Source organism: Mitsuaria sp. WAJ17, from assembly GCF_014174515.1.
Taxonomy (GTDB): domain Bacteria; phylum Pseudomonadota; class Gammaproteobacteria; order Burkholderiales; family Burkholderiaceae_C; genus Roseateles_B.
This window is the reverse complement of record NZ_JACJUG010000038.1, coordinates 1-13,548: the sequence shown is the minus strand read 5'-3', so window position 1 is coordinate 13,548 and position 13,548 is coordinate 1. Positions and strand designations below refer to the sequence as shown.

The window sequence follows — 13,548 nt, the reverse complement described above, 5'->3', positions numbered from 1 at the left end:
ATAGTCTCGGGCCCTCACGTCCGGCAGGCCGGGCCCCGACACCCTGGCTGCCCCGACCGAGCTGCGCAGAGCCTCGCGACCAGGCCGCCTTCGTGCGGGGCGGCCCGGGAGGTTCAATCTCAATCGCCTGCCCTGTCCTGGTCTCGCCGCTCCCCCGGCCTCCGCCAGGCCGATGGAGACCAGCCCGCAGGCCTTGAGAGGGCGGGGAGGCGCCAGGTCCGCCGGAAGTAACAGTAGGTGACGATGGCCCATTCAGCGGATTCCATCGCGGTTTTCGCTGGCAATCACTCGGCAGGGCCGGTCCACGTCGCAGGCGGGCCTGTGGCGCGCTAGGATGCCCGGTGGGGGCCGACAGCGCCGCGCCCCCCAATGCTCACTGCCACGCCAGCCGACCGCGCCCGGCGCAGCGCCCCGACGGAGACACCCCATGAACCTGCCCCGCCGCCCCCGGCTCCAAGCCCTTGCCTCGTCCTGCCTGCTGGCCTCGGCCCTCGCCTGTGGCCTGGCCTGGATGCCCGCTCGGGCCGACATCGTGGTTGGCCAGACCATCGGCGTCACCGGCCAGGCAGCCGCCACGGTCAAGGAGGCCCTCAATGGCGCGATGCTATGGATCGAGCACATCAATGCCCAGGGCGGCATCAAGGGCGAGAAGATCCAGTTGCTGACCTTGGACGACGAGTTCGACGTGCAAAAGGCCGCGGCGAATGCCCGTGTGCTCATCGAGCAGAAGAAGGCCGTGGTGCTGTTCATGAACCGCGGCACGCCGCATACCGAAGCCATCATGCCCCTGCTGCAGCAGCATGGCATCGCGCTGGTCGCGCCCTCCACCGGCGCCATGCTGCTGCACAACCCGGTGCAGCGCTACATCTTCAATGTCCGCGCGCCCTACCAGCGCGAGGCCGAAAAGGCCATCGAGCATCTGCACTCCACGGGCACCACCCGCATTGCCGTGGTGCATGTGGACGACTCCTTCGGGCGCGATGCTTTGGAAGGCGCCACCAAGGGCTTTGCCAAGGCCCGACTGCAGCCGGTGGCCGTGCTCAAGGCTGATCGCGAAAAGCCGGCCTATGCCAGCCTGGTGCCTGCCCTGATGAAGGCGGAGACCCAGGCCGTGCTGTGGGTCGGCTCCAGCGTGGTCGTGGCCGAGGGCGTCAAGGCCCTGCGGGCCGCGGGCTCCAGTGCGCAGGTGGTCACGCTGTCCAACAATGCCTCGGCCGGCTTCGTCCGACAACTGGGCGACGCCAGCCGCGGCGTCATCGTGAGCCAGGTCTACCCCGGCGAGCGTGCGGTCAAGTACCCGCTGGTGCAGGAGGCGCTGAAGCTGGCCAAGGCCAAGGGCTATGACGAGCTCACGCCCGCCATGCTGGAGGGCTTTGCCGCGGCCAAGGTGCTGGCGGAGGCCCTGCGCCAGGCTGCCCCACAGTTCACGCGCGAGAAGGTGCTGGCGGCCCTGGAAGGCCTTCGCCGTTTCGACCTGGGCGGGCTGGAGCTCAGCTACGGCCCCGGCGACCACAGCGGCCTGGACTTCGCAGACTTGTCCATCATCGGAGTGGACGGGCGCTTCGTGCGCTGAGCTGCGGCCCGGCGCGCGGGGGCTCCGCTCAGTCCGCCTGCGAGCCCGACTGCGAGCCCGAGGCCTCGTCGCGGCGATCCAGTTGCATCACCACCATGGCGATGAGGACCAGGCGCTCGTCTCCGCCCAAGACCTCGATCTGGTGGCGGTCCCGCAGCGTCAGCAGCTTGCCTTGGGCGCGCGCCAGCAGCGCGCCGCCCTGCGAGAGCTCGAAGCTGTAGTCGAAGAAGCTGCCCTTGAGCAGGGCTCCTTCATGGGGGCCTCCCAGCACCCGGTACTGGCGCGTCCAGGACCACCAGCGCTTGCGGACAAGGAAGTCGCCCAGCTCGCCGCCCACCTCCCAGGTCGGGGACCAGGCGAGGATACGGCGCCGCACCGTGGCGAACTCCCGCCCTCCCTGGTGCAGACGCCAGGTCGGGGACAGCCAGGCCCATTCGCCCCGGGCCTCGTAGGCCAGCGCGCCGTCGGCGTCGGTCACCTCCAGGCGGCCGCGCAGCGACAGCAGCTTGTTGGCCATGCTCAGGACACGGGTCATGGGGCGGGCACCTTCCTCTCGAGGCCGGAGGTTCCGGATCGATGACCAGGCAGCGCTCAGCGCAAGCGCGGCGCGCAGCTCAGGCCGGCGCGCAGGCCCAGCTGCTCCAGCCCGGCTCGGTCGTTGCTCAGGGCCATTCTCTTGACCCGATCGAAGTCGGACAGGGAGGCGTCGGCCACGCATTCGCAGAAGTCGCGGAACTTGCCCGGCTGGGTGGCAGCCAGGCGGCGCAGGGCGGCATCACCCCGGGTGTTCACGCTGCCGGTGCAGCCGGACACCAGCGCCTGACGCAACTCGCCCATCGTCACATTGCCCGAGAAGTTGGCCGAACTGGTCAGGCCCGGCAGGGCCGAGGAGGTCCAGCGCAGGTCCAGCTCGGCGCTCTTGGTCGAATCCGGGCAGGGCTGGGACTGGTAGGTCGTCTTGCCGCTGCTGTCGGTGCACTTGAACACCTGCGCGGCGGCAGGCAGGGACGCGACGGCGCCCAGCAGGAGAACCAAGGTCAGGCGCCGAGGGCGCAGGAGCAGGGAGTGAAGCAGCATGGAAAACAGCCAAGACGCCCGGTCATGCCGTGACCAGCCGCGTTTCATGAGTCTGGATTGTGCCGCCGCCGCCGCCTCTTCCGAATCCGGCGAAGTCCTACTAATGGGGGGACGTGACACCGCAGGGCAGGCCGAACTGACCTGCCCGGCTTCTCCGAGACACTGATTCCAAGAGAAGATGGCTCCAATCCCCGAGGAGCCCATGAGGAAGAGTCGATTCACGGAAGAGCAGATGGTGGCGATCCTGAAAGAGATCAACGCAAAAAAATGGTGAGCCCGCTGGCTCGACGTGCTCAGATCGCCTTCGCTCGCGAGCGTGGCCTGAGTCTGCGTCGGGCTTGCGGGCTGATCGGCATGTCGCGGCCCACACCCAGCTACGAGCCTCGGCTGCCCGCCAAAGATGCCCCAGTGATCGAGGCGATGAAGGCACTCTCTGCGCAGTACCCGCGCTACGGCTATCGCCGCATCCGCGTGTTCCTGCGTCGCAAGGGCTTCGAGTTGAGCTGGTCGCGAGCGCATCGCCTATGGCGCCAGGCGGGCCTGCTGGTACCCAGGAAGCGGCCTCGCAAGCGCATTGCATCGGTGCGTCCGCGCATCCACACACCCTTCAAGGCCAACATGGTCTGGGCCTACGACTTCGTCTTCGACACCACGGCCAGCGGGCAGCAGATCAAGTGCCTGACGGTCGTCGACGAGTTCACCCGCGAGTGCTTGGCCATCGACGTGGCGGGATCGATTCGCTCCAAGCGCGTCATCGAGGTGCTGTCGCGCCTGGTGAGCCTGCACGGCGCGCCGCTATTCATGCGCTCGGACAACGGTCCTGAATTCGTAAGCCTTGCCATCCTGGAGTGGATCGCCAGCGCTGGCATTGCCACGGTGCTCAACGATCCAGGCAAGCCCTGGCAGAACGGCACCGACGAAAGCTTCAACGGCAAGTTCCGCGACGAATGCCTGTCCGTCGAATGGTTCCGCTCGCGCCGCGAGGCCTGCGTCGTCATCGAAACCTGGCGCCAGCACTACAACGAGGTCCGGCCACACAGCAGCCTGCAATACTTGACCCCGGCGGAGTTCAAACAGCAACTCCGCCAAGACCTGCAACCCGCCATCTTCTAGGAATTACTGTCTCGATAAAGCCGAGCAGGTCATCATCCGTGTTGTGGATGAAGGCGCGAGGGGCGACGCCTAAGCTGCGGTGCACGGTCCGTCGGTCTGCGGGTCGCAACACCCTCAAGGAGGAAGACCATGCCCATGACGATCACCGGATTCAATCCGACCCACGGGCGGGAGGGCACGGACGTGACCCTCACGCTCACGGACATGCCCCCCGGCGCCACGCTCACCAACACGGACGTTCTCCTGAGCGGCACGGCCGTCGGCGACATCACCGCCGTCGATCCGATCGGCGGGACCGTCGAGATCACGATCGGCAACAACAACCAGAGCGGCGAGTTCATCGTGCTGGTGAACTACAACGAGCACGCCCAGAGCGCCGGCATCTTCACCGTCGACAAGCCGCAGCACGAGCCGATCTTCACCAACATGCAGCCGCGTCAGGCCACGGCCGGACAGACGATGGTGACCCTGAGTGGCCAGAACCTGGGCGAGGTCGAGTCCATCCGCATCGGCGGATCGGCGGTCATGAACATCCTGCACACCGGCAACACCATGATCCGGTTCACCGTGCCCCCGACCATCGAGGCGGGCCAGCAGTACCGCGTCAGCGGGCAGAGCCAGCAGTACGGCATGGTGAACGTGCCCTACATGCTCGACGTGCAATGAGCGGCACCGCCGCTCCAACCCATCACACGAGACAGCCATGAATCAGCAAACCATCATCGATGCGTGGGCCGACATGAAGCCTTGGGTCGAAGGCACTCTGCCCGGCCTGGCGCGCGGCACCGCGATTCCCAACCAGGTACAGGACGCCGGCGACATCGGCGCCTGCAACGCCTTCAACTCGCCCTACGGCGAGCAGGGCGGCGCCGTTTGGGGCGGCGACGGCAACGCCGCCATCACCCTCTCCGCGCTCACCATCGCGACCTTGTCCGGCGTCCAGATCCAGCCGGCCACCTTCATCGATGCGACGACCGTGCGCCTGCCTTTCAACTTCAGCGTGCTGGAGGTCGATGGCAGCTATGGCTACTCGCAGCCCTGCGCGCTGTACGACATGGGCCACAAGACCTCGCACACCACGGCCAACGGCAACGGCACCATCACGCAGCGCATCTCCAACAACAACCTGGCCTACATCGCCAAGGTCGGCAACGGCCTGACGCTGTCGGGCCTGCAGGTCGGCGGAGAACCAACAATCACCGTCAACCCTGGCACCGGCGGCCTGCCCGGATGGATCGTCGCGATCGGCAACTTCTTCTCCACCTTCCATGAGGCTGACGCGATGAAGAGCGTGGTTCAGGACGTCTTCGTCGGCGCGGGCTTCAGCCAGACCCTGATCGGTCTGCTCAACCAGAAACTGCGGAGCTGAATCATGAGTAACACCAACGAATCGCTGCGCGTGCTGATCGTCGATCCGCAGGGAGAGCGTCCTATCGGCGCGTTCACCTATGCCGGGAGCGATTTCAAGGGCAAGGGACTGTGCGGCGTGCTCTACGCCGGCAGCTACGAGTTCACCCCCGACGGCGGCGCGGCCGTGCGGATGATCGCCACGATCCCGAAGGGCACGCGCATCGGCCAGGACCTGATCACCGAGGAGGAGCGCACGCGCGAGCTGAACTTCCATCTCACGTCGCGACAGGTCGCCGGCGATGAGCTCAAGTCGCTGATGCTGCCCGGCTTCGGCCGTGCGCGCCTGCGCTTCGCCTTCGGCACTCGGCAGGTCGCCACGAGCTGAGCGCTCGCGCTCCGGTCCGCCGGCCGCGCCCGAGCGCGGGCCGGCGGCGCTTCGTCCCCCCTCTTCACGAGGTACCCATGAGCACTGCCTTCACTCTCACGGACTCGCCGCCCCAGGCAGCCAACCCGCTGCAACTGGGTCAGACGCTCTACGCGGTGCAGGACGCCACCTTCATCGCCCCGGCCCGAGGTCAGACGAACGCGCAGTACGCGCGCATGCTGGTCAACGGTCAGGGGGCGTCCGCGCTCGAGACGCTGGTCATCGATCCGATCGAGACGCTGCTGGACGTGCGCTCGCTGCCGGACATGCACAGCGGGACCCAACCCGTGTTCACTCTCGGACGCACCACGCTGCGCATGATTCTGGCCGGAAGCGGCGGCACGGCCGCCCAGCAGAGCTGGCCCCTGAGCCTGCCGTCCCTGCTGTCGATCATCGGCCTGGACCCCACGCTGACCGATCGACGCGTTCTGCTGCTGCTGGGCCAGGACAGTGACGGCATCTACGTCCTGCCGTTCGATTGCGACAAGGGTCTAGCGGGCACCCCAGCGCACCTTCCCAAGATCGCCGGCACCGCGCAATCCGCGACGCTGGTACGGCAGCAACTGCAAGCCCATCTGGTGGTCCTGACCGCGAACGGCGCATCGCTGCAGGCGCACGATCTCGGCCAGAGTTCGTTCGGCGCCAACCCGGCACCGGCGGTCGCCACGACGCTGACGCTGGGCACTTTGCAGGCCGGCGCCACGCCGACCGCCCAGGTCGCCGCGCTGCTGCCGGGCGCGGACCAGCAGTTGGCGGTGGCCTATGCGGACGCCAGCGCCACCTTGCAGCTTGCGTTCCTGGGCTGGAGCGCCGCAGGCGCGCTCACCGCGCTGTGCGCGCTCTCGCCGGCCAAGGTCGCCGTGCCGGTCGGGCCCGCGCTGTCGGCGATGGTGCCGGAACGGCCGGTGTACCGGATGGCGTCGGCCGACCTCTGCGGCGCGGGCCAGGATCAGCTCGTCGTCGGCTATTGCGCCACGTTCGCTGACACCGTCGGCTGCGCGGCGCTTCTGTTCGCGGAGCTGCAGGCGCATGCGGACCAGTCCGTGTCGGCCTCGCTGTTGAGCACCTACGCGATCGCCAACTCGGATCAGCAGCCCCTGGCCTCCATCGACCTGCATCTGGCCGCAGGCGTCTTCGGCGAGATCCTGCCGGAGCATGCGAGCGACGCCGCGGGCGGCGACGCCGGCGTGATGGGCATCGCGGTGTTGGGCGGCGGCGCGACGCTGGCGCAGGAGATGAAGGGCGAGGCCTCGCTCTTCGTCGCACTGGTCACGGTGGACCCGAGCTCCAAGACCTTCCCCACCCTGGGCAAGTCTGCGGCCGTTCCCGAGCAGCTTTCCGTGGTGGCGACCGTCGATGCCGACCTGCCGAGCTTTTTCGCCACCGGCAGCGACGTCAGCGGCAACAGCGTGTTTCTCGGCCCGCCGACCTTGTCCCAGACGCAGGGCAGTCGCGGCCAACTCCTGGCCGTGGTAAAGGCGCCGCCTTTCGAGGCCGGCGTGTCCTCCAGCCCGCCGACGCTGACCTTCACCCAGAGCTCCAGCCAGATGTCGGGCTACAACGTGTCGTCCAACAAGATGTGGATGTTCAGCCAGGACACCGGCACCTCGATCGGCATCGGCAGCCTGCAGCTGTCCCAGCAGGTGAACAAGTCCTACGGCCACGGCTTCGACCAGCTCAAGGACAACTCCACCACGAACATGGTGCAGACCAGCAGCGTGGTCAACACGCAGGACCTGCTCGTATCCTACGCGATGAGCTACGACGTCTGGGTCTACCCCGTGTACCGCAAGGCGCGCCAGGGAGCTCCGGACGGCACGATGGCGGTGATCTTCCCGCAGACGTCCTCTCCGGTGCAGACCCTGCTGATGGGCGACGACCCGAGCATCGGCTACCGGCCGCGCTCCCAGGCCGGCATGCTGATGAGCTACGTCAACCTGCAACCCGACGGCTTCGACGACTCGCAACTGCTCTTCAATCCGGTGTCGTACCCGGTGGACCGCGGCCAGGGCGGCACGACGGTGACCTACGACCAGACCAACATGGTCACCGAGAACACCACCAAGACCTTCATGGTCCACAACAGCACCACCGACAGCGCCCACTTCTCGCTGAGCGCCACGCTGTTCGATTACGTGCCCGTCAACTTCGGCCTGAACCTCAGCTCGAATAGCAGCTATTCGGACACCGACGTGCAGACGACCTCGCTCTCGCACACGACCATGCTGAGCATCACCATCATGTCGGGCAGCGTGCAGGACGACGCCTACCTCTACCAGGTGACGCCCAAGGTCTACCAGCACGACACCATGGGCTGCCTGATGGTCGATTACACGGTCACGATGGATGGCAAGGGGTGGGCGGGCTACTACGCGGCGCAGCAGAAGGTGCCGCAGGTCGTCCTGATCTCGCTCTATCCGGACTCCAAGAATCCGCTGCTGGCGGGATACACCCGCGCCATCGGTTTCACGGACCGCCAGGACGGGACCACGGACATCACGGTGGAGGTGCTCAACAACGCGATGCAGCCCGCGCTGGAGGTCGTCTGCGACCTGTACCGCGGCGCCCCGCAGGTGGTCGGCCCCTTGCTGCTGCCGCCGGCCGGCGATCCGGTGGCCACCCAGACGCTGGCGGCTCTGGGCGGTGGCAGCCGGCACACTTTCACCTTCAACCAGAAACTGACGCCCAACGACCAGATCGCCGTCAAGGTCCTGCCAAAGACGCAGGCCCCCCCGGCGGTGAACTGGGCGCTCTACCCGGCCTCGGCCTTCGCGTCATGGGAGGGCGCGCCGACGGGCTGAGCGCGGGTGCGCGGCGAGGTCGCGCGGGGGCGCCCGACTCCTATCATGCACACTTCGCCTCATTCCCGCCTGCCCCCCGCCCGATGAAAAGCACCTTCGACGAACTCGCTGTCCTCGCCTGAGGAGACATCTGCACCTCAAAAGCAATCTTGGCCGAAGCTCGCTCACAGAAAACATCAGCAATCCAGGACTCTCCGGCTGGGCAGTTTCCAATTCGCTCAGTGGTGACGACCCAGCCCGCTCTCTTGGCGGCCTGAGCGATGAGACTCTTGCAGTAGAGATGCTCAGGGCTCTCGGGGGCGGTCGTGCAGTCGCCCTTGCGGGCGTGCGCAAAGAAGTAGTTCCCGAGGGCGCTGGTCTTTGGAATCGCCATACTTTCGCAGCAGGGCATGTGCAGTCCCAGCGCCTTATAGCTCCCTCGCAGCTCGGCCCACCGAGCTTCATCGTACTCAAAGGCCTGAAAGACTCCTATGTCACTGACTGCTCGTAAGGGCATGGTGGTCTGAATGCTGCACGGATCGCGTCGCATCATAGGACGCGACTCAAAAGGTAGGCGTTCTATTCGTGAGTGCCAATTGGCAAAAAAAACAGCCCCGGATCACCGGGGCTGCTGCATAGCCGAAGCGTTTGAATCCTGAAGGATCCGCTTCTACGTCTGACGCGAGAGGCATTGAACGCCACCCGTCGCTTTCAACTTATGGGTCCAGAACTTTCAGGTTATGGGGCCAAGCTTTCACCTTATGGGGCCGCGCACACCTCATGTGCGCGGCCGCATAACGTGAAAGTCGCGCCTCTATGAAGCAGTGAGGGCGGTGACCTCTTCCGGTGAAAGCGTTTGGCCCTTAACCGTGAAAGTTCCAGTTTGAATGGCCGCATAACATGAAAGCACCTTGTGCAGCGGTGACGCTGCGCCCTGGGCACCGCACACAGACCTTGGGTCGATGCATCGTCGTACGTCATGCGAACGACGGGCGACGTACACCGCTGTATAGCTAGGGCCTCGACCGGCCCACATGCGCAGTTGGAGGCGCGACGCACGCGGTTACAATTCTTGGCGGGAGGCGCACAGATGCCAGAGGGAGCCAGTTCCGCATTGCAGGAATTTGAGGTCATAGAGGCCGATGACGCCTTACATGACTTCGGCGGCGCCCATGGTGGCAAGGGACACGACTTCGCTGCCTTCTGGGTCATCCAGAGAGTCACGGAACTCGAGCAAGCCAAGCTCACTGACTACCTCTTCGTTTGCGAGTACATGCAGGACGTCGCTGAGTTCGACTCCTGTACTGCGCCGACCAGCGTCCAGCTCTACCAGCTCAAGAAGAAGGAAGACGGCTACTGGACGCCGCTGACCCTAACTGGCCAGTCCGGCAAAGCCAAGAATCCCAAGTCCGACAAGCCCATCTGGAAGCTCCTGCGTCACGTTCGAACGGTGAAGAACACCCAGAGCAGGGGCGCCTTCATCACGAATGCCAAGTTCGATGTGGCGCTGGCGACAGGTCAGAGTTCAGTCAACGACACGCGTATCAGTCTAGACAAGCTCGACGAAGAACATGCGATCAAGCTGAAAGCCGCCATTGCCACCGCTGAAGGCGTGAGCCCCGACGAGATCGACCTGAGCACTGTCGAACTCCGAAGCGAAGCGATTGCCATAAACGACATGCAGCGGCATGCCAATGGCGTCATGCTGGACTTCCTAAGCACCGTGGCTCCTGAGCATGCCGGCCAGGCTGCGTCGCTGGTGGACACGCTCTATGTCCAGCTCAAGAAAACCGCCCGTCGCACCGAGAAGTGCGCCAACTGGGACGAGATCGTCGGCCGCCGCGGCTTCACCCGAGCGCGGTTTCAGAAGGCAGTGGAGGACCTCAAGACAATTCCAGACCGTGCGTCAGCGCGCACCAAGCTTTTCGACAAGATAAGCAAGGACTGGCGCAATGGCGACTGCATTCGGGCGATGAACGCACTGACCCGCTGCGCCCGCGAGAAAGTCCTTGTAGGTGAGGCCAGCCGCTGGAACACCAAGGACGTGTTGCGGCACATGTTCGAAGTGGCCGATGCGCAAGCCTGGTCAGACCAACAACGCTTCGAGACGGCTTGTGTACTCCTCACCGATGAGCGGTGCGATTTGTCCCTGGATGAAATAAGAGCGCTTTCTATATTCGAGATGACCGAATGGGACCTAAGCCAAATCCCCGCCTAGTTCTTCGCGCCTTGCGGAAGCCATCAAATGTCAAGCTTGCTATTCAAACGACTCAGAATCTGCTCCGAGAGCGAGCAAGCAGCAATGGAGCTGGAGTTCCATCGCCACAAGACCCTGTTGTGGGGCCCGAACGGAGCGGGGAAGTCGGCGGTCCTGAAATCAGTCTTCCGAGCGTTCGACGCTGAACCACTCGGCGTCCTTCCTGGCTGGGACTACGCCGCCATCGTCGCCGTCGACTTCGAAGTCGATGGAGCGGCCTTCACAGCAGTCCGTCGGGAGGACTTGCGAGCCTTGTTCAGGCAGGACCAGTTGGTCGACGCGGCGACCTCCAGCCTCGCGTGGAACCAGCTCTTCGCCGAGGCGACTGGCTACAAGCTCAACCTGGTCGACCGCGACGGTCGCTTCCGTCACGCATCGCCATCCACCTACTTTCTCCCCTTCTTCATAAACCAAGACGGGTCATTCGAGAAGGGCTGGGAGACGTTTGAAGGGTTGAAGCAGTTCATGTCGCCGGCGGCTCCGACGCTGGAGTATTTCGCCCAAGTGCGGCCGTTGCGGTACTTTGAACTCAAGGCCAACGAACAGGCGGTCAAGTCGAAGGAGTCTGACCTCAAGGTGGAGCTGGGCACCCTTCAGCGAACACGTGCGCGGCTGAAGAAGAACTTGAAGACCATCCCGATCAAGATTTCTGAGCGAGAGTTCCAGGCGGAGGTCCGTGAACTCACGACGCAGCTGGCCGACCTCTCGAAATCGCAGGACGACCTACGTCGCGCGATTGTTGAGGACCAGGACGCCGAGGCTGCGCTTACGCAACAGATTCGGCTGTCGGAGGCCGCGCTGAAGGAACACGCGGCAGACTTCAGGTTTGCTGCTGACGTCTCCACGACCGAGCACCGTTTCGTGTGCCCGACATGCCACGCCGAGCACGACGATTCGTTCCACACATTCTTGGGGCTGGCCGAAGATGCACGCGAATTGGTGGTTCTTAAGGGTCGCCTGGAAGGCATGCTCGAATCGACGCGGCAGCGGCTTGAACGCAACCGTCGCAAGGCGGTTGGCCTAAAGGAGAACTACGCACGTCTGCAAGGCCTGCTGGCGACAAAGCGCGGAAGGCATACGTTCGACGATTTTTTGAAGAGCCGCAGCGCCTTCGTCGCAGACGAGCAACTGGCCGCTGAAGAGAACGCGGTCGCAGAGGAACTTGGCGCGCACTCGCTGTCGCTACGCGACATCAAGAGCGAACTGAAGCAGCTGACAAAATCACACGACCCGGAAGAAGCACTTGCGGCCTTCCGAGGTCACTTCCAGAGCACCATCGTCGAGCTGGATGCTGACAGGCCGGAAGACATTGAAAAGTGGCGCATCGACAAGCGGCCCTACTCTTCAGGCAGTCGGCGAGCTCGCGCGACCATCGCCTACTACGCTGCGCTGTGGAGGACCATTGAACGAGGCCAGCTGCTCCCGTCGCCCTTAGTGGTCGACTCGCCAAACCAGGGGGCGCAAGACCGGAAGCACCTGCAGGTACTTCTTACCTCCATAGCCGCAACAGCACCCAAGAATGCGCAGGTCATCCTTGCCCATGAGGAAGAAGCGAAGGAGTTCGAGGCTGACAAGGTTGTCCCATTTCCGGAAGGAGGGCGCATCCTGTCTCGGGAAGAGTTCGGGAAACTGGCCCCTCAGATGTTTCGGTACATCGAAGCCGCTCGGACACGCCTCGCTAACATCGAAGCAGATACCGAATCGTGACGCGGAGCTAGTGATGCTCGAACCGGCTCAGAGCTGCAATACCCGCGCCAGCCGAATGCATAGCCGGTCATTGTCCTTCGAGCGCTCGCAGATGTGGCCGATGACCTCGTAGGTCATGATGCCCGTCTCGGCGCCATGACGTATGACGAAGTCCGCCCCTCCGCTCAAGCCGTGAATTGTCAGGAATTCCGGTTCGTGACCATGCCTAACCCATTTGTCCCGCTCGACCTGGCACATGAGATGTGTGTAGCGCGGGATGGCGGACGCGCTGCATCAGTGGCCGTGACAGCCGCGTCAGCGTGATCCTGACGGTTCGGCCGCCGCGCGGGCCATCGACTACAGCCTCAAACGATGGATGACGCTGACACGCTATCTCGACGACGGTGACCTGCCCATCAACAGCTGGGTGAAGCCCCTCATCCGCGTCATTGCGCTGGAGCGGCAGAGGCGGCTGCCGACCGCGCCACACAGCCGCATCGGCGAACTACTGCCGCACCGATGGCAAGCTGGCGCTGCGACACTGGGCGCATGAGCACCAAGTTCAAGCGCGCCCTGCCCCGCATCGCCTACCAGCTGCGCATCGAGCTGCAGCACATCGAACCTCTGATCTGGCGACGCATCCTCGTACCAGACACCATCAAGCTTGCCAAGCTCGACCGCGTCGTGCAGGCCGCCATGGGCTGGACCAACAGCCATCTGCACGACTGGCACATCGAGCAGCAACGCTACGGCATCCCGGACGACGAATGGGCGGGCAGTGGAGACATGCGAGACGAGCGCAAGTTCACTGTCGGTGCCGTGCTGGGCGAACAGGTCAACGAGTTCATGTACAGCTACGACTTCGGCGACGGGTGGGATCATCGCATCACGGTCGAGGAGCGGCTGCCGATCCAGGAAGGCTGCAACGACTGGCCGATGTGCCTGGCCGGCGAGAACGCATGCCCACCGGAGGACGTCGGCGGCCCACCGGGCTACATGGACTTCCTGCGGGCCATGCGTGACCCGCGGCACGAGCAGCATGCCGAGTATTGGTCCTGGTGGGGCGGCCCGTTCGACCCGACGGGCTTCGGGATCAACGCGGCCAACATGGCAATCCGCAAGCTGCGCTGACGTCGCGGGCGTCAAGGAGGGCTCGCCGGCCGTACATGGACGCCCCCGTTTGCCAAGCTTCCAGTTCACTGCCGCACGAAGAAAAGATTGCACCCGTACATTCGGACTTCAGATGCGAGACGAGCTCGCTGTCCCTGATGGGTTCTGCTGGTCGGCG

10 protein-coding genes and 2 pseudogenes are annotated in these 13,548 nt (G+C 64.7%); 10 read left to right on the top strand and 2 right to left on the bottom strand.

Annotated features, from left to right (window positions below; translation table 11 throughout):
- Positions 1 to 427: 427 nt before the first annotated feature.
- A complete protein-coding gene (locus H5407_RS21305) occupies positions 428 to 1,573 on the top strand; it encodes an ABC transporter substrate-binding protein (RefSeq protein WP_183106515.1) in 1,146 nt (381 codons plus the stop codon).
- Positions 1,574 to 1,601: 28 nt separating this feature from the next.
- Here the strand turns inward: H5407_RS21305 and H5407_RS21300 are convergent, their stop codons facing one another.
- Together H5407_RS21300 and H5407_RS21295 are read right to left on the bottom strand one after the other, a co-directional pair.
- Positions 1,602 to 2,108 carry a hypothetical protein gene (locus tag H5407_RS21300; protein ID WP_183106514.1) on the bottom strand — a complete coding sequence of 169 codons (507 nt, stop codon included), beginning with the start codon at positions 2,106 to 2,108 and terminating at the stop codon, positions 1,602 to 1,604.
- 56 nt (positions 2,109 to 2,164) lie between these two features.
- Positions 2,165 to 2,650, bottom strand: a complete 486-nt coding sequence (locus H5407_RS21295) for a DUF4124 domain-containing protein (protein WP_183106513.1) — start codon at positions 2,648 to 2,650, stop codon at positions 2,165 to 2,167.
- 261 nt (positions 2,651 to 2,911) lie between these two features.
- Between H5407_RS21295 and H5407_RS21290 the strand changes: the two are divergent.
- The 9 genes and pseudogenes from H5407_RS21290 to H5407_RS21250 form a co-directional block, all read left to right on the top strand.
- Positions 2,912 to 3,763: pseudogene (locus tag H5407_RS21290) on the top strand (IS3 family transposase); the annotation flags it as partial.
- A 129-nt stretch (positions 3,764 to 3,892) separates the two neighbouring features.
- Positions 3,893 to 4,429 (top strand): IPT/TIG domain-containing protein, encoded by a 537-nt coding sequence (locus tag H5407_RS21285; RefSeq protein WP_183106511.1) that lies wholly within the window; start codon positions 3,893 to 3,895, stop codon positions 4,427 to 4,429.
- A gap of 37 nt (positions 4,430 to 4,466) precedes the next feature.
- The gene (locus tag H5407_RS21280) at positions 4,467 to 5,132 is read left to right on the top strand and encodes a hypothetical protein (protein WP_183106510.1); all 666 of its coding nucleotides are present in this window, start codon (positions 4,467 to 4,469) and stop codon (positions 5,130 to 5,132) included.
- Positions 5,133 to 5,135: 3 nt separating this feature from the next.
- The gene (locus H5407_RS21275; RefSeq protein WP_183106509.1) at positions 5,136 to 5,498 is read left to right on the top strand and encodes a hypothetical protein; all 363 of its coding nucleotides are present in this window, start codon (positions 5,136 to 5,138) and stop codon (positions 5,496 to 5,498) included.
- Between the two features lie 77 nt (positions 5,499 to 5,575).
- Positions 5,576 to 8,338, top strand: a complete 2,763-nt coding sequence (locus H5407_RS21270; RefSeq protein ID WP_183106508.1) for a hypothetical protein — start codon at positions 5,576 to 5,578, stop codon at positions 8,336 to 8,338.
- Between the two features lie 1,069 nt (positions 8,339 to 9,407).
- Entirely contained in the window at positions 9,408 to 10,535 is a 1,128-nt protein-coding gene (locus tag H5407_RS21265) for a dsDNA nuclease domain-containing protein (RefSeq protein WP_183106507.1), read from the top strand.
- An 84-nt stretch (positions 10,536 to 10,619) separates the two neighbouring features.
- Positions 10,620 to 12,281 carry a hypothetical protein gene (locus H5407_RS21260; RefSeq protein WP_183106506.1) on the top strand — a complete coding sequence of 554 codons (1,662 nt, stop codon included), beginning with the start codon at positions 10,620 to 10,622 and terminating at the stop codon, positions 12,279 to 12,281.
- Positions 12,282 to 12,576: 295 nt separating this feature from the next.
- A pseudogene (locus H5407_RS21255) lies at positions 12,577 to 12,813 on the top strand (transposase); the annotation flags it as partial.
- Positions 12,810 to 13,391, top strand: coding sequence for a plasmid pRiA4b ORF-3 family protein (locus H5407_RS21250; RefSeq protein ID WP_183106505.1), 582 nt, complete (start codon positions 12,810 to 12,812; stop codon positions 13,389 to 13,391). The pseudogene H5407_RS21255 and the gene H5407_RS21250, both read left to right, overlap by 4 nt.
- The last annotated feature ends 157 nt before the right edge of the window (positions 13,392 to 13,548 follow it).

Excerpts from the sequence above, each read along its gene's own strand:
- H5407_RS21280 (WP_183106510.1), top strand. The coding sequence starts at position 4,467 with ATGAATCAGCAAACCATCATCGATGCGTGGGCCGACATGAAGCCTTGG.
- H5407_RS21260 (WP_183106506.1), top strand. The coding sequence starts at position 10,620 with ATGGAGCTGGAGTTCCATCGCCACAAGACCCTGTTGTGGGGCCCGAAC.
- H5407_RS21265 (WP_183106507.1), top strand. The coding sequence starts at position 9,408 with ATGCCAGAGGGAGCCAGTTCCGCATTGCAGGAATTTGAGGTCATAGAG.
- H5407_RS21300 (WP_183106514.1), bottom strand. The coding sequence starts at position 2,108 with ATGACCCGTGTCCTGAGCATGGCCAACAAGCTGCTGTCGCTGCGCGGC.
- H5407_RS21275 (WP_183106509.1), top strand. The coding sequence starts at position 5,136 with ATGAGTAACACCAACGAATCGCTGCGCGTGCTGATCGTCGATCCGCAG.
- H5407_RS21250 (WP_183106505.1), top strand. The coding sequence starts at position 12,810 with ATGAGCACCAAGTTCAAGCGCGCCCTGCCCCGCATCGCCTACCAGCTG.
- H5407_RS21285 (WP_183106511.1), top strand. The coding sequence starts at position 3,893 with ATGCCCATGACGATCACCGGATTCAATCCGACCCACGGGCGGGAGGGC.
- H5407_RS21270 (WP_183106508.1), top strand. The coding sequence starts at position 5,576 with ATGAGCACTGCCTTCACTCTCACGGACTCGCCGCCCCAGGCAGCCAAC.
- H5407_RS21295 (WP_183106513.1), bottom strand. The coding sequence starts at position 2,650 with ATGCTGCTTCACTCCCTGCTCCTGCGCCCTCGGCGCCTGACCTTGGTT.
- H5407_RS21305 (WP_183106515.1), top strand. The coding sequence starts at position 428 with ATGAACCTGCCCCGCCGCCCCCGGCTCCAAGCCCTTGCCTCGTCCTGC.